Origin of the sequence: Streptomyces sp. LX-29, assembly GCF_029541745.1 — a bacterium.
Classification (GTDB): domain Bacteria; phylum Actinomycetota; class Actinomycetes; order Streptomycetales; family Streptomycetaceae; genus Streptomyces.
The window spans coordinates 2,729,513-2,746,967 of the sequence record NZ_CP089746.1; the positions used below are offsets into that span (position 1 = coordinate 2,729,513).

The 17,455-nt window shown below is 70.7% G+C and carries 18 protein-coding genes and 1 pseudogene; 10 read left to right on the forward strand and 9 right to left on the reverse strand.

Going from position 1 to position 17,455, the window contains the following annotated elements:
• Nucleotides 1–277 precede the first annotated feature (277 nt).
• Both LRS74_RS11575 and LRS74_RS11580 read left to right on the forward strand, forming a co-directional pair.
• On the forward strand, nt 278–454 hold the full coding sequence (locus tag LRS74_RS11575) for a hypothetical protein (RefSeq protein ID WP_277740933.1): 177 nt from the start codon (nt 278–280) through the stop codon (nt 452–454).
• A 104-nt stretch (nt 455–558) separates the two neighbouring features.
• The gene (locus LRS74_RS11580) at nt 559–1,422 is read left to right on the forward strand and encodes an HEXXH motif-containing putative peptide modification protein (protein WP_277740934.1); all 864 of its coding nucleotides are present in this window, start codon (nt 559–561) and stop codon (nt 1,420–1,422) included.
• A gap of 5 nt (nt 1,423–1,427) precedes the next feature.
• Here the strand turns inward: LRS74_RS11580 and LRS74_RS11585 are convergent, their stop codons facing one another.
• Nucleotides 1,428–2,117, reverse strand: coding sequence for a pentapeptide repeat-containing protein (locus LRS74_RS11585; RefSeq protein ID WP_277740935.1), 690 nt, complete (start codon nt 2,115–2,117; stop codon nt 1,428–1,430).
• A gap of 163 nt (nt 2,118–2,280) precedes the next feature.
• Between LRS74_RS11585 and LRS74_RS11590 the strand changes: the two genes are divergently transcribed.
• Nucleotides 2,281–2,580 carry a DUF6087 family protein gene (locus LRS74_RS11590; protein ID WP_277740936.1) on the forward strand — a complete coding sequence of 100 codons (300 nt, stop codon included), beginning with the start codon at nt 2,281–2,283 and terminating at the stop codon, nt 2,578–2,580.
• A 224-nt stretch (nt 2,581–2,804) separates the two neighbouring features.
• Here the strand turns inward: LRS74_RS11590 and ychF are convergent, their stop codons facing one another.
• Nucleotides 2,805–3,893: a redox-regulated ATPase YchF gene (ychF, locus tag LRS74_RS11595; RefSeq protein ID WP_277740937.1), complete on the reverse strand. Its 1,089-nt coding sequence runs from the start codon at nt 3,891–3,893 to the stop codon at nt 2,805–2,807.
• A gap of 489 nt (nt 3,894–4,382) precedes the next feature.
• Here ychF and LRS74_RS33610 point away from each other — a divergent pair.
• A pseudogene (locus LRS74_RS33610) lies at nt 4,383–4,619 on the forward strand (DUF6542 domain-containing protein); the annotation flags it as partial.
• Between the two features lie 64 nt (nt 4,620–4,683).
• Here the strand turns inward: LRS74_RS33610 and ppgK are convergent.
• Entirely contained in the window at nt 4,684–5,484 is an 801-nt protein-coding gene (gene ppgK / locus LRS74_RS11600; RefSeq protein ID WP_277740938.1) for a polyphosphate--glucose phosphotransferase, read from the reverse strand.
• Nucleotides 5,485–5,676: 192 nt separating this feature from the next.
• A complete protein-coding gene (locus LRS74_RS11605; RefSeq protein WP_277740939.1) occupies nt 5,677–6,666 on the reverse strand; it encodes a 4-hydroxy-3-methylbut-2-enyl diphosphate reductase in 990 nt (329 codons plus the stop codon).
• A gap of 81 nt (nt 6,667–6,747) precedes the next feature.
• On the opposite strand from LRS74_RS11605, the gene LRS74_RS11610 reads away from it, so the two are divergent.
• The 4 genes from LRS74_RS11610 (at nt 6,748) to LRS74_RS11625 (ending at nt 10,878) form a co-directional block, all read left to right on the forward strand.
• Nucleotides 6,748–8,085 (forward strand): APC family permease, encoded by a 1,338-nt coding sequence (locus LRS74_RS11610; protein WP_277744708.1) that lies wholly within the window; start codon nt 6,748–6,750, stop codon nt 8,083–8,085.
• 447 nt (nt 8,086–8,532) lie between these two features.
• Nucleotides 8,533–9,753 carry an exodeoxyribonuclease VII large subunit gene (gene xseA / locus LRS74_RS11615; RefSeq protein ID WP_277740940.1) on the forward strand — a complete coding sequence of 407 codons (1,221 nt, stop codon included), beginning with the start codon at nt 8,533–8,535 and terminating at the stop codon, nt 9,751–9,753.
• Nucleotides 9,754–9,763: 10 nt separating this feature from the next.
• Complete coding sequence (locus LRS74_RS11620) at nt 9,764–10,027, forward strand: exodeoxyribonuclease VII small subunit (protein WP_277740941.1); 264 nt, start codon at nt 9,764–9,766, stop codon at nt 10,025–10,027.
• 260 nt (nt 10,028–10,287) lie between these two features.
• Nucleotides 10,288–10,878, forward strand: a complete 591-nt coding sequence (locus tag LRS74_RS11625; protein WP_277740942.1) for a malonic semialdehyde reductase — start codon at nt 10,288–10,290, stop codon at nt 10,876–10,878.
• Between the two features lie 79 nt (nt 10,879–10,957).
• Here the strand turns inward: LRS74_RS11625 and LRS74_RS11630 are convergent, their stop codons facing one another.
• Complete coding sequence (locus tag LRS74_RS11630; protein ID WP_277740943.1) at nt 10,958–11,497, reverse strand: DUF4245 domain-containing protein; 540 nt, start codon at nt 11,495–11,497, stop codon at nt 10,958–10,960.
• A gap of 180 nt (nt 11,498–11,677) precedes the next feature.
• Here LRS74_RS11630 and glpX point away from each other — a divergent pair, with 180 nt between their 5' ends.
• Nucleotides 11,678–12,709, forward strand: a complete 1,032-nt coding sequence (gene glpX / locus LRS74_RS11635; RefSeq protein ID WP_144381298.1) for a class II fructose-bisphosphatase — start codon at nt 11,678–11,680, stop codon at nt 12,707–12,709.
• A 310-nt stretch (nt 12,710–13,019) separates the two neighbouring features.
• Here glpX and LRS74_RS11640 read toward each other — a convergent pair whose 3' ends face one another.
• Entirely contained in the window at nt 13,020–13,376 is a 357-nt protein-coding gene (locus LRS74_RS11640) for a WhiB family transcriptional regulator (protein ID WP_144381297.1), read from the reverse strand.
• A 262-nt stretch (nt 13,377–13,638) separates the two neighbouring features.
• A complete protein-coding gene (locus LRS74_RS11645; RefSeq protein WP_277744709.1) occupies nt 13,639–14,274 on the reverse strand; it encodes a DUF1707 domain-containing protein in 636 nt (211 codons plus the stop codon).
• A 192-nt stretch (nt 14,275–14,466) separates the two neighbouring features.
• Between LRS74_RS11645 and LRS74_RS11650 the strand changes: the two genes are divergently transcribed.
• A complete protein-coding gene (locus LRS74_RS11650; protein WP_277740944.1) occupies nt 14,467–16,143 on the forward strand; it encodes a fumarate hydratase in 1,677 nt (558 codons plus the stop codon).
• A 90-nt stretch (nt 16,144–16,233) separates the two neighbouring features.
• Here the strand turns inward: LRS74_RS11650 and LRS74_RS11655 are convergent, their stop codons facing one another.
• Nucleotides 16,234–16,860 (reverse strand): hypothetical protein, encoded by a 627-nt coding sequence (locus LRS74_RS11655; protein WP_277740945.1) that lies wholly within the window; start codon nt 16,858–16,860, stop codon nt 16,234–16,236.
• Nucleotides 16,857–17,453, reverse strand: coding sequence for a hypothetical protein (locus tag LRS74_RS11660; protein ID WP_277740946.1), 597 nt, complete (start codon nt 17,451–17,453; stop codon nt 16,857–16,859). Before LRS74_RS11660 ends, LRS74_RS11655 begins: the two co-directional genes overlap by 4 nt.
• Nucleotides 17,454–17,455 lie beyond the last annotated feature (2 nt).

The following is a 17,455-nucleotide window of genomic DNA, read 5'->3' on the forward strand; positions in this document are numbered from 1 at the left end:
TTCCGGCCACGCCTCCCCGTATCGGCCGGATTGAAATACCCGGCCCCATTTTCACTTTTCTCGAAAACAGGCCGGGTCATTCTCACGCCCTTTTTCGACCCGGAAATCTTGGCATATTCCATTTTGAATGACCATGAAATTCCCTCTTTTCGACCCGGGTTTGCGACTGTAGCTTCTTTCCCGGAAGTTCGTTCCGCCGATAAGGCCAGAGCTCGACTTCGGGCAAGGGTCGAAGCGGGACATCCGGCTTCCTGGGATTCGAGAAAGGTGTACGGGAATGAACCCGACCCAGATCGACGAGGCCGAGACCGCGGCCATGCCCCGCACCGTCCTGACCGACCTCGTGGCGGCCGTCAAGGACGACTCGCCGGCCGTGGTCGCCGGTGTGAAGAAGTCCGTCGCCCGGTCCCAGCAGGACGCGAACAACTGCATGATGGGCGGCTGGACCTCCTGACCGACCGCTCTGAAGCGCTGATGCGCTGACCCAGCAGTGTGCCCGGGGCGGTCCCCTTCCGCCCCGGGCATACGTCTTCAGGCCGCGACGAAGGAGAGTTCCACATGCACTTCATGAACATCGGCCACACGTACGAGAGCACAGCCCGGCTGGTCCACGCCGTCACCGGGGAGTACCCGGACGCCGAAGGGCTGGACGCGGCTTACCGTACGGCCATCTCCCAGCTCCGTCCCATGCCCGTCAAGGGCCAGGGCATCGACATCACGTACGAGGACGGCGCCTGGGCGAAGCTCTGCACTGACAACGGCATCTTCGAGCACATCTTCAAGGGTGCTGGCCCGACCGACGGCCCCACGCGCGAGGCGTGGGACACCAAGGTCGCCGAGGCCCTGGACCTCATCGAGTCCATCAGCCCGGACCTGCGCCGCATGGTGGACCTCATGGTCACCGACCTCGTCATCCTCAACAGCGGGGCGGACGGCGGCGGCTCCGCGTCCCACATCCCCGGGGTAGTGGTCATGAGCCCCGGGGAGAACTGGCAGACCCTCGACTACGCGATGTGCCTCGTCCACGAGGGCATGCACCTCAACCTCTTCGTGGCCGACAAGGTGTACGGCACCTTCACGCTCCCGTCCACCGAGCTGGAGGCCGACGACCGTCGAGCGCTGTCCGCCGTGAAGATCGGCCAGAAGCGACCGCTCGACAAGGCGTTCCACGCCGCGATCGTGACGGTTCCGCTGATGTTCATGGAGGACCACCAGGGCAAGACGACGCTCGTCGACCTCTACACGAAGTCGCTGGCGGACGCCTGCGAGGACCTGAAGAAGCAGCGCCCGTACTTCACCGAGTACGGGCAGATGCTCCTCGACGAGCTGTGCGGCTTCGGCGAGACCCTCGACTTCGACCACGTGGCCCGCGCGATCTCCAGCCCGGAGTACGCGGGCTATCGACCGGCCGTCGCCGCCTGACGGGTCTAGGGTTCGAACACAAGCCCCGCTTCCCGTGCAAGGCTCAGGGCCAGCTCCATCGACCCCGGGCCTTGCACGACGGCGCCCTTCAGGCTTGCCGTCCCGAACACATCCAAGAGCGTGCAGCCTTCGAACCGCACGACCCCCAGGTTCTTGGCGTTGGCGAACTGGCCGCCGGTCAGGTCGCAGTTCTCGAACTTCACGTTGTGCATCTCGGCACTCTGGAAGTCGGCCCCGGCCATCTTGCAGTCGCTGAACACCACGGCGTACAACTTCATGTGACGAAACAGGCCGGGGGCGATGACGCAGTTCTCGATGCGGACGTCCCGGAAGGTGCCGGACTTCCATGATGAGCCGGTGAATCGGCTCCCCGTGACGGAGCACCGAATCAGGGACACGTCCTGGGCGCTCAGCTCGGCGAAGTCACAGGTGCTGAACTGGGAATCGCTGAATTGACTGCGGAGCAGTCGGCTTCCCGTGAAACGGGCATTCTCGAATCGACATCCTTCGGCTTCAACGGCCTCAGCCGAGATGCCCACAAAGTGCTCAGCGTCATATACGACACCTCGAACGATCGCGTCATCTTCGAGGGCGTCTCTCGGCATCTCCGCCGACCGCAGCGAAAGCGGCAGTCTCGGCTCGGTGGGGTTCTTGATAGGCCGGGTCATGCCGCTTTGCCGAGCAATCTGAGCCATGCGGAGAGCATCCCATTCTCGGAGTTCCGGTGGAGGACCCGAGTCTAGGGGAAATCGCCACCGACGGTGGGCAGTTGGGAGGCCCCGAAAAAAGCTGACCCGCATGGGTCGCTGAGGCCGCTACCCTCCCGAGGGAGCCACCACCGACGTAAGGAACGGCAGGATGGACGACGAGCCACTGGAGGAATGGGCGGAGCGCCGCAACGCGAAGATCGGCCGGCTTCGCGCTGTGCCGATCGTCACCGGTGACGGCCCCAGGGGCTCACACCTGAACCCAGACGCACCGCGCGCCATCGAGCGATGGAACGGCTACTCCTGGGAGCCGTATGCCTTCGCGGCCAGCCTTGCCGAGGCGAGGCGCATCCTGTACCCCGAGCCCACCCAACAGCCGCCCTCGGCTGCACTGGGCCCAGCGCGACAGCCGCTGGCGCCGGGCACAGGCCGGCATCGGAAGCCCCGCTGAAGTCGGCGCCGCACCCGACACCCGTCTCGGGAAGTCAGCAGCGGGCCGCTTCCTGCGAAGTCAGCACCAAGTCAGCACGGCGGGGCTTGCGAGGGGTGATGAGGGGGTGCTTCCAGGTCAGCACCAAGTCAGCACGGGAACGAAAAGGGGGCCTGATCCCGAAGGAACAGACCCCCTCTGACCTGCATGTTTGCCAGATCAGCGAAGTCGTACTATGTCGCCCGTCACACGTTGAAGCGGAACTCCACCACGTCCCCGTCCTGCATCACGTACTCCTTGCCCTCCATGCGCGCCTTGCCCGCCGCGCGGGCGTCGGCGACGGAGCCGGTGTCGACCAGGTCGGCGAAGGAGATGACCTCGGCCTTGATGAAGCCCTTCTGGAAGTCGGTGTGGATGACACCGGCGGCCTCGGGGGCGGTGGCGCCCTTCTTGATGGTCCAGGCGCGGGCTTCCTTGGGGCCGGCGGTCAGGTAGGTCTGGAGGCCCAGGGTGTCGAAGCCGACGCGGGCGAGGGTGGCCAGGCCCGGTTCCTCGGCGCCGACGGACTGGAGGAGCTCCATGGCGTCCTCCTCGTCGAGCTCGGCGAGGTCGGCCTCCAGCTTGGCGTTGAGGAAGATGGCCTCGGCCGGGGCGACCAGGGCGCGCTGCTCGTCCTTGAAGGCGTCGTCGGTCAGCTCGTCCTCGTCGACGTTGAAGACGTAGAGGAACGGCTTGGTGGTGAGCAGGTGCAGGTCGTGGAGGAGCTCCGCGCGCTCGCTGCCCTGGACGATCCCGTGCCCGAAGAGGGTCTCGCCCTTCTCCAGGATCTCCTTCGCCTCCTCGACGGCCTTGACCTTCGGGGCGACGTCCTTCTTGATCCGGGACTCCTTGACCAGGCGCGGCAGCACCTTCTCGATGGTCTGGAGGTCGGCGAGGATCAGCTCGGTGTTGATGGTCTCGATGTCGTCCTTGGGCGACACCTTGCCGTCGACGTGGACGACGTTCTCGTCCTTGAAGGCCCGGATGACCTGGCAGATCGCGTCGGACTCGCGGATGTTCGCCAGGAACTTGTTGCCCAGGCCCTCGCCCTCGCTGGCGCCGCGCACGATACCCGCGATGTCGACGAAGTCGACGGTGGCCGGCAGCACCCGCTGGGAGCTGAAGATCTCGGCCAGCTTGCCCAGGCGGGTGTCGGGGACGCCGACGACGCCCACGTTGGGCTCGATGGTGGCGAACGGGTAGTTGGCCGCCAGCACGTCGTTCTTGGTCAGGGCGTTGAACAGGGTCGACTTGCCGACATTCGGCAGACCGACGATTCCGATCGTGAGCGACACGTGGCGACTTCCCGTAGCGGATAAGAGCGGATATGAAGGCCCGTGCAGGCCGGTCCACCAGTCTACGGGGCCGCCCCGCGGCCCCACCCCGCACCGGCGCGCTCACCACGGCCGCGCTCTAGCCGACCCTCCCGTCCGGCGTCAAACGCTGAGCCCAAGGTGGCTCAAACCGCGTGTCTGGGGACAGATTCCGCCCGTCCCCCCGCCTACGTTGGTCGAGTGGAGGACTACAGGAGGCGCCCGCAGCGGCCCATCCCCCGGCCCGGGCGGCCCAGGACCGGCGCCGGACCGGGGCCAGGGCCGGGAGCACGGGGGCGTACGGCGGCCGCCGGGACCGGCGCGCCTCGACGCCCGGCCGGCCGGCGCCCCCCGCCGTCCCGCCCCGCCGCCGCAGCGGCATCCCCCGTCGCGGCCCTCGCGATCCGGCTCCGACGGCTGCCCCGGCCGCGGCTCACCGGGTTCGGGGCCGGGCTGCTCGCCGTGCTGACCATGGTCACCATCGGCGGTCTCGACGTGCTGCTGTTCTCCGGCTCGTCCGCCGTCTACGGGGTCGCCTACGTCCTGACCTGCGTCGGCTGCGGGCTGTGGGTGCGCCCGCTGGACCTGGTCACCGCGCCGGTCGGGATGCCCATCGCCTTCGCCGCCGGCCTGGTGCCGATCAACGACGGCGGTGACGGGCTCGGCGGCCAGGCGGTGGGCGTGTTCACCTCGCTGTCGCTGCACGCCGGCTGGCTCTACGCGGGCACCCTGCTCACCGCGCTGATCGTCCTCGTACGCCAGGTGGCCCGGGTCAGTCGGAGGCGGCGGCGGACGAGGTCGGGCGGGCGCCCGTCTCCGCGGCCGGCGATCCCGCCTTCCCCGCAGCGGCCATCGCGGCTCCGACGATCCCCGCGTTGTTCTGCAGCTGGGCAGGGACGATCTCGGCCCTGACGTGTCCGATCAGCGGCAGGAACTTCTCCGCCTTGCGGCTGACCCCGCCGCCGATCACGAACAGCTCCGGCGAGAAGAGCATCTCCACATGCGCGAGGTAGCGCTCCACCCGCCGCGCCCAGTGGTGCCAGCTGAGGTCGTGGTCCTCCTTGGCCCTGGTCGAGGCGCGCTTCTCGGCGTCCATCCCGTCCAGCTCCAGATGGCCCAGTTCGGTGTTGGGCACCAGCCGGCCGTCCGTGAAGACCGCGCTGCCGATGCCGGTGCCGAAGGTCAGCAGGATGACCGTGCCCCGACGGCCGCGTCCCGCGCCGAAGGTCATCTCCGCGATACCGGCCGCGTCCGCGTCGTTGACCACCGTGACCGGCGACCTCAGCTCTTCGCTCAGCATCCCGGCCGCGTCCACACCGATCCAGCCGTTGTCGACGTTGGCCGCCGTACGCGTCGTGCCGTCGGTCACCACGCCGGGGAACGTCACCCCGACCGGCCGGCCGCGCCAGCCGAAGTGGTCCGCCACCTCGCGCACCGACTCCACGACCGACTCCGGGGTCGCCGGGTGCGGGGTGAGCACCTTGAACCGGTCGTCCGAGAGGTCTCCGCGCGCCAGGTCCACCGGAGCGCCCTTGATGCCCGAACCGCCGATGTCCACGCCGAATACGTTCATGAACTTCAGGCTAGGGCCGTTCGGGGCCGCTCACCCCCTCGGCGGTGGGATCGGGACACCTGGCGGGACACCCGGCGCGGGCGCATGGCGGGACACCGGGCGCGGGTGCGCGGCGCGCCCCACATGGCTGCCGGCGTCACCCGAACGCGTCGTCGTCCGAAGACGACCGGCGGCGTCACCCGAACGCCGGCGTCACTCCTCGACCGCTGCCGCCGCCTCCGCGCGCAGGTCGCGCCGCAGCTCCTTCGGCAGCGAGAAGGTGATCGACTCCTTCGCCGCCGTGACCGTCTCCACGTCGTCGTAGCCGCGCTGGGCCAGCCACTCCAGGACACCCTCGACCAGGATCTCCGGGACGGAGGCGCCCGAGGTGACGCCGACCGTCCGCACGCCCTCCAGCCACGCCTCGTCGATCTCCTCGGCGAAGTCCACCAGGTGCGCGTCGCGCGCGCCGGCGCCGAGGGCGACCTCGACCAGCCGGACGGAGTTGGAGGAGTTCTTGGAGCCGACGACGATCACCAGATCGGCCTCCGCGCCCATCTGCTTCACCGCGGTCTGGCGGTTCTGCGTGGCGTAGCAGATGTCGTCGCTGGGCGGACTGACGAGCTGCGGGAAGCGCTCCTTGAGCGCGTCGACCGTCTCCATCGTCTCGTCGACGGACAGCGTGGTCTGGGAGAGCCACACCACCCGGGAGGCGTCGCGGACCTCGACGTTCGCCACGTCCTTGGGGCCGTCGACCAGCTGGATGTGGTCCGGCGCCTCGCCGCTGGTGCCGATGACCTCCTCGTGGCCCTCGTGACCGATGAGGAGGATGTCGAAGTCATCGTTCGCGAAGCGCACGGCCTCCTTGTGGACCTTGGTGACCAGCGGGCAGGTCGCGTCGATCGTCGCCAGCTTGCCGCGCTGGGCCTCCTCGTGCACGACCGGCGCCACACCGTGCGCCGAGAAGATCACGATATTGCCCGGGGGCACCTCCTCCGTCTCGTCGACGAAGATGGCGCCCTTCTTCTCCAGGGTCTTGACCACGTACTTGTTGTGGACGATCTCGTGGCGCACATAGATCGGCGCGCCGTACTGCTCCAGGGCCTTCTCGACGGCGATCACGGCGCGGTCCACGCCCGCGCAGTAGCCACGGGGGGCGGCGAGCAGGACCCGGCGGGAGGGCGTTGCAGTCATGTGCTCCATCGTAAGGCCGTGGCGCAGCCTCCGAAGCGCACGCCGGTGGCCCAGACTGAGGCCGCACGACGACGCTGGGAGGCGGGCGGGATGGCGGCTGAGGCGGACGGCACCCTGCGGCGCGTCCTCCGCTTCCGCGATCTGGTCGTCTACGGCCTGCTCTTCATCGCCCCCATGGCCCCCGTCGGCGTGTTCGGCACGCTCGACGCGACGTCGCACGGCGCGGTGGCGCTGGTGTACGTCGTCGCGACGGTGGCGATGGCCTTCACCGCCTACTCGTACGCCCAGATGGTGCGGGTCGCGCCGGTCGCCGGATCGGTGTTCACCTACGCCCGGCTCGGGCTCGGCGAGAGCGCGGGCTTCGTCGCCGGCTGGATGGCGCTGCTGGACTACCTGCTGATCCCGGCCGTCGCGTATCTCTTCTCCGGGATCGCGATGGAGGCGCTGGTGCCGGCGGTGGACCGCTGGGTGTGGACCGCCATCGCCGTGGTGATCACCACCGGGCTGAACCTGTGGGGGGTGCGGGCCGCCGCGCTCGCCGGCCTCCTGGTGCTCGCCATGGAGATCGCGGTGCTGATCGTCTTCGTCTCGGCCGCCGTGGTGCAGCTGGCCGCGCACGGCGCGCGCCGCGACTGGGTGTCCCCCTTCACCGGCCAGGGCCCGTTCTCCGCCTCCGCGGTGCTCGCCGCGGTCTCGGTCGCGGTCCTCTCCTACCTCGGCTTCGACGCGATCGCCTCCTTCGCGGAGGAGACCACCAGCACCGCATGGGTGGCGCGGGCCGTGCTGACCTGCCTGGTGGTGGCGGGCCTGCTCTTCGTCGTCCAGACCTATCTGGCCGCCCTGCTCGCGCCGATGTCCGCCGCCGAGCTGGCCGCGGAGCCGGCGCGGCAGGGCTCCGCCTTCTACGACACGGTCGACGCCGCGGTGGGGTCCTGGCTGCACGACCTGGTGGCCTTCAGCAAGGCGGTGGGCGCCGCGTTCGCCGCGCTGGCGGGGCAGGCGGCGGCCGGCCGGCTGCTGTTCGCGATGGGCCGCGACCGGCGGCTGCCGCCCGTCCTGGCCGAGGTCGGCGGGCGCAGCGGGGTGCCGGCGCGGGCCCTGGTGGTGGCGGCGCTGGTCACGCTCGTGGCGGCGGTCTGGGCCGCCCGGAGCGACGAGGGCCTGGTACGGCTGGTGTCCATCGTCGCCATCGGCGCGCTGTCCGCCTTCACCCTGCTGCACGCCTCCGTGATCGGCTGGTTCTGGGTCCGCCGCCACGCCGACCACCCGCACGTGGTGCGCCATGTGGTGGTGCCGCTGCTGGGCATGGGGGTGACCGTGGCGGTCATGGTCGAGGCGTCGGGGGTGGCGCAGGCGGTGGGCGCGGTGTGGCTGGCGGTGGGCCTGGTGGTGCTCCTGGCGGAGTTCCGGCGGGGCACGACGGGGTGAGCCATCGGCCCCGACGGCCCGATGTGCCCGGCGGTCTGGCGGCCCCGACCCGACGGTCTGGGCCACGGCCCGACGGTCTGGGCCACGGCCCGACGATCTGGCGGTCCCGGCCCGCTGGCGGCCATGGTGACCACGGTGGCCCCGCCCCCACCGGGCTGGCGACCCTGGGCCCCCGGTGACCCTGGGGCCCCACCTGCCTGGCGCCCACGGCTGTCCGGACGTCCCGGGCCCCCACGGCCCGGGACCCACGGCCCGGGACCCACGCCCGGCGGCCCCGGCGGCCCTGACCCGACGGTCTGGCGGCCACGGCGGCCCTGATGGCCCCGGTGGCCCGGGAACCACCGCCCGGACCCACGGCCCGGCAGCCCCGGCGGCCCCGGCGGTCCCGACCGGCAGGAAGCCGGGAAGCCGCCCGGGTCCACCGCCGCGCGGGCTACGCTCAGCCGCATGGCCGTGCACACCTCCTCCGACACCCCCATCCCCGTAGGCGAGGTCTCCCGTCTGATCGGCGGCTGGATCGACCGCCTCGGCGCGGTGTGGGTCGAGGGGCAGATCACGCAGCTTTCCCGGCGTCCCGGCGCCGGGGTGGTGTTCCTGACGCTGCGCGACCCCAGCTATGACATCTCCCTCTCGGTGACCTGTTTCCGCTCGGTCTTCGACCGGGTCGCGGACGTGGTCTCCGAGGGCGCCCGCGTCGTGGTGCACGCCAAGCCGGAGTGGTACGCCCCGCGCGGGCAGCTGTCGCTGCGGGCGGCGGAGATCCGGCCGGTCGGGGTGGGCGAGCTGCTGGCGCGGCTGGAGCAGCTGAAGAAGTCGCTGGCGGCGGAGGGGCTCTTCGACGCCGAGCGCAAGCGCCCGCTGCCCTTCCTGCCGCAGCTGGTCGGGCTGGTCTGCGGCCGTGCCTCGGCCGCCGAGCGGGACGTGCTGGAGAACGCCCGACTGCGCTGGCCCGCCGTGCGGTTCGAGGTGCGCAACGTCCCCGTGCAGGGCGTGCACGCGGTGCCCCGGGTGGTGGAGGCGGTCCGCGAGCTGGACGCCCACCCGGAGGTCGACGTGATCGTCGTGGCGCGGGGCGGCGGCAGCGTGGAGGACCTGCTGCCGTTCTCCGACGAGCAGTTGGTGCGGACGGTGGCCGCCTGCCGTACGCCGGTGGTGTCCGCGATCGGGCATGAGCCGGACTCGCCGCTGCTCGACCTGGTCGCGGACCTGCGGGCGTCCACGCCGACGGACGCGGCGAAGAAGGTCGTGCCGGACGTGGGCGAGGAGCTGTCCCGGATCCAGCAGCTTCGCGAGCGCGCGCTGCGCTCGGTCACCGGCTTCCTGGACCGCGAGGAGCGGGGCCTGTCGGCGGCGCTGGCCCGGCCGTCGATACAGCGCCCGCACCGGATGGTGGACGAGCGCGCGGAGCAGGTGGCGGCGTTGCTCGACCGCGGCCGCCGCACCCTGGGCCACCTCCTGGACCGCGCCGACTCGGAGCTGGCGCACACCCACGCCCGCGTGGTGGCGCTCTCCCCCGCCGCCACCCTGCGCCGCGGCTACGCGGTGCTCCAGCACGCCGACGGTTCGGTGGTCCGTGCGGCGGACGAGGTGACCGCCGAGGAGGCGCTGCGCGCGCGCGTCGCCGAGGGTGAGTTCACGGTCCGCGTCGCGGACCGCGACCCCGCATAGGGTGGGGCGCATGGCGACAACGGACGAGATGGCGGGCGAGTCCGCTCTCGGATACGAGCAGGCACGGGACGAGCTGGTCGAGGTCGTGCGCCGACTGGAGGCGGGCGGGACCACGCTGGAGGAGTCGCTCGCCCTGTGGGAGCGCGGCGAGGAGCTGGCGCGCGTCTGCCGGCGCTGGCTGGACGGCGCTCGGGCGCGACTGGACGCGGCGCTGGCGGGACAGCACGCCGCCGAGGGGGACGGCGAAGTGGACCGCGAGGGCTGCGAGGAGTAGCCGCCGGGCGGGCCGGGAGCCACCGCACACCGTACGGAGCGCCCGAACGGAACCCGGTAGACCCGAACCCGGTCGCGCGGGGCGAGAAGCCGGGGCCCGCGTACGAGTCGAGGGGTGAGCCCCCGACCACTCAGCCCAGGCAGGGCCGACGAGACGGCGAGGAGCTGTGAGGTTGCCCACCCAGCCGTCGATTTAGTTGAAAGTTAATACATGGCGAGCCATAGTGGTTCTACGTTCAACCACACCCCCGGGAGCGCCCCATGTCCCTCACCCTCGACGCCGCCGCCCAGGACCTGCTCTTCCGCGAGGCCCGCACCGCCAACACGTTCACCGACGAGCCGGTGACCGAGGAGCAGATGCAGGCGGTCTACGACCTGGTGAAGTACGGCCCCACCGCCTTCAACCAGACGCCGCTGCGCATCGTGCTGGTCCGCTCCGCCGAGGCCCGTGAGCGCCTCGTCGGGCACATGGCCGAGGGCAACCAGGCCAAGACCCGGACCGCGCCGCTGGTGGCCATCCTGGCCGCGGACAACGAGTTCCACCACGAGCTCCCGGAGCTCTTCCCGCACTTCCCGCAGGCCAAGGACGTCTTCTTCACCGAGCGCGCCGCCCGTGAGCGGGCCGCCGGGCTCAACGCCTCGCTCCAGGCCGGCTACTTCATCCTCGGCATCCGCGCGGCCGGTCTCGCCGCCGGCCCGATGACCGGCTTCGACGCCGAGGGGGTGCGGAAGGAGTTCCTGGACGACGACCACACCCCGCTGATGGTCGTCAACATCGGCAAGCCGGGCGAGAACGCCTGGCACCCGCGCTCCCCGCGGCTGGCGTACGACCAGGTCGTCACCACCGTCTGAGCACCCCGAGCGACCCCGCTCCCCCCGGCGGGGTCATCCCGGGCCCCCATCCCCCCGTGGGGCCCGACGGCCGCCGCGCTCAGCCCTTACGGGCGTCCAGCGCGGCGGCCATCTTCGTGAGCTGGGCGAACGACGCCGTGCCGGTGACCACCGTGGTCACGCCCTTGCCCTCGCGCACCAGCGCGTCGTACTTCGGCCCCTCGTAGCGCTGCCAGGTCTCCCCGGCGATCTTCTCGGTCTTCTCGGTCTTGCGGGCGGACTGCGTGACCTCGTCGACGAACGGCCCCGGGCGGCCGTCGCTCTGCTCGATCGCGACGTACTCGCGGTCCGGGTCGAGGAAGCCCAGGTGCCAGACGGCGCCGACGTCGCTCTGCGGGGTGTAGCGCACCGAGGTGGCCCGCCAGCCCTTGGGCAGGGCGCCGTCCTTCGGGGCCGCCACCGGGTAGGACGCCGCGCGTCGGACCGTCTTCAGGTCCACCTCGTAGTCGACCGTCTTGATCGGGTCGTTGTTCTCGTCGTGCGGGACGCCGAAGACGTAGATGCCCGCCGCCGCCAGGCTGCTCACCGACAACGAGAGCACCATGTTCCGCACCGACTGCTTGCCACGCATACCTGCCATCCGCCTATCGTCCCCCATACCGGGTCGGAGCCGGACGACACCCCCCGCCCCCGCTCTGACCTCGGCCTTCCCGGAGCGTTAACACTGCTCATGCGTGGGGCGCTCTGCTCACATTCGCAATCAACGGATAAAGTCATGAGCACCCTCACCGGCCGTCGCCGTACAGAAAGGTGCGCTCCGATGTCCGAGCACCATCTTCCGTCCCAGCTCGAAGTCAGCCCCGAGGCTCCCGACCGCAACCTCGCTCTCGAGCTGGTGCGGGTGACCGAGGCCGGCGCCATGGCCTCCGGGCGCTGGGTGGGGCGCGGCGACAAGAACGGCGCCGACGGCGCCGCCGTCAAGGCCATGCGCGCCCTGATCCACACCGTCTCCATGAACGGCGTCGTGGTGATCGGCGAGGGCGAGAAGGACAACGCCCCCATGCTCTACAACGGCGAGCGCGTGGGCGACGGGACCGGCCCCGAGTGCGATGTGGCCGTGGACCCGGTCGACGGCACCACCCTCACCGCCAAGGGCATGGCCAACGCCGTCTCCGTGATGGCCGTCGCCGAGCGCGGCTCGATGTTCGACCCGTCCGCGGTCTTCTACATGGACAAGCTCGTCACCGGCCCCGAGGCCGCCGAGTTCGTCGACATCACCGCGCCGGTGGACGTGAACATCCGCCGCGTCGCCAAGGCGAAGAACTCCAGCCCCGAGGACGTCACCGTCGTCATCCTGGACCGCCCCCGCCACGAGGGCATCGTCAAGGAGATCCGGGAGACCGGCGCCCGCATCAAGTTCATCTCGGACGGCGACGTGGCCGGCGCGATCATGGCGGCCCGCGAGGGCACGGGCGTGGACCTGCTGATGGGCATCGGGGGCACCCCCGAGGGCATCATCGCGGCCTGCGCGATCAAGTGCCTGGGCGGCACCATCCAGGGCCGGCTGTGGCCCAAGGACGACGCCGAGCGGCAGCGCGCCCTGGACGCGGGCCACGACCTGGACCGGGTGCTGTCCACCGACGACCTGGTCCGCGGCGACAACGTCTTCTTCGTCGCCACCGGCATCACCGACGGCGAGCTGCTGCGCGGGGTGCGCTACCGCTCGGAGACCGCCACCACGCAGTCGCTGGTCATGCGCTCCAAGTCCGGCACCATCCGGCAGATCGACTCCACGCACCGGCTGTCCAAGCTGCGCGCCTACTCGTCGGTCGACTTCGAGCGCGCGCGCTGACCGCGGGCGCCGGCCGACGGCGCTACGGGAGACCCGGCGCCGTACGAGCGGCGCTCCGGCGGCCGTCGAACCCCTGTGGTCGTTCGACGCCGCCGGACTCCGCCGTCGGGGCGCTCGCCGTCGCGGCGCTCGCCCTCGCGGCGGGATAGAGCGGGACAGACCCGGACCCGCGCCGGTCGCGGCGCATCACAGGCGTGGCGGCCCGCCGCCGGCGGGGCGGGGTGCCATAAGCGCGGGGCGTTGCCGAAAACACGTCGGGCCGGGTCCCGCGGTCAGGGGCGGGACCCGGCCCGATGCCTCTTCGGCTCGGTCACCCGGCGGCGGCGATCCGCACCGCGCGCTGCAACTCCGCCTCGCGCCGGCGGCGGCGGGCCAGGACGACGCGGCGCTCCGCCGCGGTCAACCCGCCCCACACCCCGTACGGCTCGGGCTGCAGCAGTGCGTGCTCCCGGCACTCGACCATGACCGGGCAACGGGCACATACGCGCTTCGCGGCTTCTTCCCGCGACAGCCGGGCGGCGGTTGGCTCCTTCGAGGGAGCGAAGAAGAGCCCGGCTTCGTCCCGGCGGCACACCGCCTCTGAGTGCCAGGGGCCGGCCTGGTCCCGAGCGGGGATGCGCTGCGGGGGCAGTGCGGCGTCCTGCAGGGGCTGATGCGGTTGCAGCACGGTCTACTCCTGACGACGGCTCCGGTGGTCACCCTTGCCCGTCTCACGAGGTACGGCCCCCTGTGCACCCCCATCAGCCGTACGAGAGACGACGCACCAAGCCTTACCCGCTGTGCGCGTGCTTATGCACACCGTTGTCTTTCATGTGACCGCAGCTGTTCACGGCCACCCCTCACACCCCATGCGCGTCAGGTGTTACGCCGAGGCGGGGTTGCCAAACGGGCTCCGCTTCCTCTCGCCTCTCGGCGCGGACCCCTCCCGGTCACGCGCGGAGGTTCTTCAGCCGCCGGCCCGGGACGGGGCGGGTCTCGACCCCGCCGAAGAGGGCGAAGCCGGTGACGACGATGACCGGCGCGGAGGGGTCCGGGGACTCGATGGTCTGGACGTCGAAGCCGCCGAAGACGCCGGTTCCGGTGCCACGGAGGGAGACGTTCTCCGGGATCCTGATCTCCACGCCACCGAAGACCGCGGTCGCGTTGATGACGATCTCCTGCTGCTCGAAGACCGCCTCGGTCAGATCGATCTCCACGCCGCCGAACAACGCGAACGCGTTGGTGCGACGCCTCACCCGCCACCGCCCCTTGCGCACCGCGGCGCCGAAGACGGCGACCAGGTTGTCGGCGGCGGTGGGGGAGTGCGAGGGCGGCCGCGGGGCGTGGGCGGCGCGCGGGACGGCCGTACCCGCCCTCGGGGGGAGATCCCCGACCAGCGGTTCCAGCTCGCCCCGGGTCTTGGCCCGGTAGGTGGCGTCGAGCCGCTCGGCGTGCTCCTCGGCGTCCAGCCGGCCCTCGGCGAGCGCCTCGCGGAGGATGTCGGCGACGCGGTCGCGGTCGGCGTCGGAGACACGGAGGTCGGCCTCCGCGAGGGGCGCGGCGGCGTCGGGCTTCGTCAGGGGCACCGGCTGCTTGTCGTCCACGCGGCCAGCGTAGCGACACGCGATAGATCGCGTTAGCCCATTGCGCGGGGGCGGCGGGACCGGACCAACTGAGCCTTACCTCACAAGCTCCACCGCCGGCGCGCGTTCTACGCTGGTGGACGCGTTGTCGAAGGTGCCAGCGCGTAGCCGTCTGTCGAGTGAGGAATGGCCGCGATGCCAGAGTTCGCGTATACCGATCTGCTGCCCCTGGGCGAGGACACCACGCCCTACCGGCTGGTGACGTCCGAGGGCGTGCGCACGTTCGAGGCCGACGGACGCACCTTCCTCAAGGTCGAGCCGGAGGCGCTGCGCCGACTGGCCGCCGAGGCCATGCACGACATCTCGCACTATCTGCGCCCCGCCCACCTCGCCCAGCTGCGCCGCATCCTGGACGACCCCGAGGCCTCCCCGAACGACAAGTTCGTGGCGCTGGACCTGCTGAAGAACGCGAACATCGCGGCGGCCGGGGTGCTGCCGATGTGCCAGGACACCGGCACCGCGATCGTCATGGGCAAGCGCGGACAGAACGTGCTCACCGAGGGTGGCGACGAGGAAGCCCTCTCGCGCGGCGTCTACGACGCGTACACCAAGCTCAACCTCCGCTACTCCCAGATGGCCCCGCTGACCATGTGGGAGGAGAAGAACACCGGCTCCAACCTGCCGGCGCAGATCGAGCTGTACGCCACCGACGGCGGCGCCTACAAGTTCCTCTTCATGGCCAAGGGCGGTGGCTCCGCCAACAAGTCCTTCCTCTTCCAGGAGACGAAGGCCGTGCTCAACGAGGCGAGCATGATGAAGTTCCTGGAGCAGAAGATCCGCTCGCTGGGCACCGCCGCCTGCCCGCCGTACCACCTGGCGATCGTCGTCGGCGGCACCTCCGCCGAGTACGCGCTGAAGACCGCGAAGTACGCCTCCGCGCACTACCTCGACGAGCTGCCCACCGAGGGCTCGCCGCTGGGCAACGGCTTCCGGGACAAGGAGCTGGAGGAGAAGGTCTTCGAGCTCACCCAGAAGATCGGCATCGGCGCGCAGTTCGGCGGCAAGTACTTCTGCCACGACGTGCGCGTGGTGCGCCTGCCGCGGCACGGCGCGTCCTGCCCGGTGGCGATCGCCGTCTCCTGCTCGGCCGACCGCCAGGCGGTGGCGAAGATCACCGCCGAGGGCGTCTTCCTGGAGCAGCTGGAGACCGACCCGGCGAAGTACCTCCCGGACACCACGGACGAGGAGCTGACGAAGGGCGCGGGCGCGGATCTGGACGCGGTCGCCATCGACCTCAACCAGCCGATGGACGAGATCCTCTCCGAGCTGACCAGGCACCCGGTCAAGACCCGGCTCTCGCTGACCGGCACGCTGGTCGTGGCCCGGGACATCGCGCACGCGAAGATCAAGGAGCGACTGGACGCGGGCGAGGAGATGCCCACGTACCTGCGCGACCACCCGGTCTACTACGCCGGCCCGGCCAAGACCCCCGAGGGGTACGCCTCCGGCTCCTTCGGCCCGACCACCGCCGGCCGGATGGACTCCTACGTCGAGCAGTTCCAGGCCGCCGGCGGCTCCAAGATCATGCTCGCCAAGGGCAACCGCAGCAAGCAGGTCACCGACGCCTGCGCCGCGCACGGCGGCTTCTACCTCGGCTCGATCGGCGGCCCGGCGGCCCGGCTGGCCCAGGACTGCATCAAGAAGGTGGAGGTCCTGGAGTACGCCGAGCTGGGCATGGAGGCTGTCTGGAAGATCGAGGTCGAGGACTTCCCCGCCTTCATCGTCGTCGACGACAAGGGCAACGACTTCTTCACCGACCCCGGCCCCGCCCAGCCGTTGGTGACCAGCATCCCGGTCCGCCCGGGCGGCTGACCGCCCCGCACCGGGGCCTCTCCCCGGTCACCGGCCCCCTCTGGACGGGCCCACCCGCCCGTCCAGGGGGAAGCCGACGCCACGGCCCCGCTACCGCTTTCCGACCTCGCGCCTCAGGTCGTCGACGGTGTCCACGCCGGTGAGCCCCTCGCTGGAGACGGCGCGGATCCGCCCCTTGGACTCGACGGTGTAGAGCCCCTGTTCCGGGTTGATCAGGCCGTATGGAGCGTCGCGGTGCGCGGAGAGCAGCAGCGCGTACTCGGTACCGTCCTTCGCCAGGGTGGTGGTGTTGATCTCCCGGTAGGTGGTCTCCTTGATCGCACCTCCCAGCTGACTGACCTCGATGGTGTCCCCTACCCTGACGTCCCCGGAGACGACCTTGGAGACCCGGACGGTGGAGACGGTGACGATCACCGGTTCCACCTGGCGCGCCTCCTCCTCCGACAGTCCCGCCTGCGGGTTGGTCATCGGATCACCCGAGGTCGAGACCTTCGGCCACGACTTCTCCACCCGAGAGCGCACGACCTTCCCGGTGACGATCGCGTCGGCCTCGTCGACGGCCTCGCCGAGCGACCGGTAGGCCGGGTAGTCGGCCTCGTAGGTCACCGTGTCCGTCGCCTTCGGCGCGTCGTCGCCCGATGTCGAGTAGACGGCTGCGGTGACTGCCAGGAGCAGCGCCACCGCTCCGCCGCCGAGGACGTTCCGCCGCGCGCTCACCCGTACATCCTCTTCACCTCGGCCACGTCGTAAGGCTGCGGCTTCTGAATTCTCACCCGGTCACGGCCGTGCTTCATCAAGGACGCTTTTCTCGTACGCGGGTTGTCCTTGAGATTCAGCGCGTGCCCCAGCTCATGGGTGGCGGTGCTGCGACTCCACTCCCGCATATGCGTGCCCGACTTTCGGGCGAGCTGATAGGAGTTGGCCTTGATCGTGAAATGCCGCCGGGACCCGCTGTTTTTCGACGTGTACAGCGCGAGCCAGCCCTCGTTCTCATAACTGCCCGCCGTGAACTTGTTGGGCGAGTCGGTGGTGCGTCGTATCTTCGCGCCGGCGCCGCTGGTGTGCCAGTTTGAACGCGCGGTGTCGAACTGCGCGGTCCACCAGCTGTTGACGCCGACGGTCTTGACGGTGAACGACCGGCTCGGCATACCGCAGCCACAGGAATCGGCCTCGGCGGTACCCGCTCCACCCAGAACCATCCCCATGACGAGAACGGTGCAGGAACCGGCCGCCAGCGCGGCGCGCCGGACCGCGTCGCGGACGTGGCGGCGCCTCACGGCCGTTCTTTCCCCCGTTTGTGTGTTGCCCATCT

Bases quoted from the DNA above. Each gene is read 5' to 3' on its own strand.
- LRS74_RS11610 (WP_277744708.1), top strand. From the start codon at position 6,748: ATGGCGGCTGAGGCGGACGGCACCCTGCGGCGCGTCCTCCGCTTCCGC.
- LRS74_RS11585 (WP_277740935.1), bottom strand. From the start codon at position 2,117: ATGGCTCAGATTGCTCGGCAAAGCGGCATGACCCGGCCTATCAAGAAC.
- LRS74_RS11625 (WP_277740942.1), top strand. From the start codon at position 10,288: ATGTCCCTCACCCTCGACGCCGCCGCCCAGGACCTGCTCTTCCGCGAG.
- LRS74_RS11580 (WP_277740934.1), top strand. From the start codon at position 559: ATGCACTTCATGAACATCGGCCACACGTACGAGAGCACAGCCCGGCTG.
- LRS74_RS11590 (WP_277740936.1), top strand. From the start codon at position 2,281: ATGGACGACGAGCCACTGGAGGAATGGGCGGAGCGCCGCAACGCGAAG.
- LRS74_RS11660 (WP_277740946.1), bottom strand. From the start codon at position 17,453: ATGGGCAACACACAAACGGGGGAAAGAACGGCCGTGAGGCGCCGCCAC.
- LRS74_RS11605 (WP_277740939.1), bottom strand. From the start codon at position 6,666: ATGGAGCACATGACTGCAACGCCCTCCCGCCGGGTCCTGCTCGCCGCC.
- LRS74_RS11620 (WP_277740941.1), top strand. From the start codon at position 9,764: ATGGCGACAACGGACGAGATGGCGGGCGAGTCCGCTCTCGGATACGAG.
- LRS74_RS11650 (WP_277740944.1), top strand. From the start codon at position 14,467: ATGCCAGAGTTCGCGTATACCGATCTGCTGCCCCTGGGCGAGGACACC.
- glpX (WP_144381298.1), top strand. From the start codon at position 11,678: ATGTCCGAGCACCATCTTCCGTCCCAGCTCGAAGTCAGCCCCGAGGCT.
- xseA (WP_277740940.1), top strand. From the start codon at position 8,533: ATGGCCGTGCACACCTCCTCCGACACCCCCATCCCCGTAGGCGAGGTC.
- ppgK (WP_277740938.1), bottom strand. From the start codon at position 5,484: ATGAACGTATTCGGCGTGGACATCGGCGGTTCGGGCATCAAGGGCGCT.
- LRS74_RS11575 (WP_277740933.1), top strand. From the start codon at position 278: ATGAACCCGACCCAGATCGACGAGGCCGAGACCGCGGCCATGCCCCGC.
- LRS74_RS11630 (WP_277740943.1), bottom strand. From the start codon at position 11,497: ATGGCAGGTATGCGTGGCAAGCAGTCGGTGCGGAACATGGTGCTCTCG.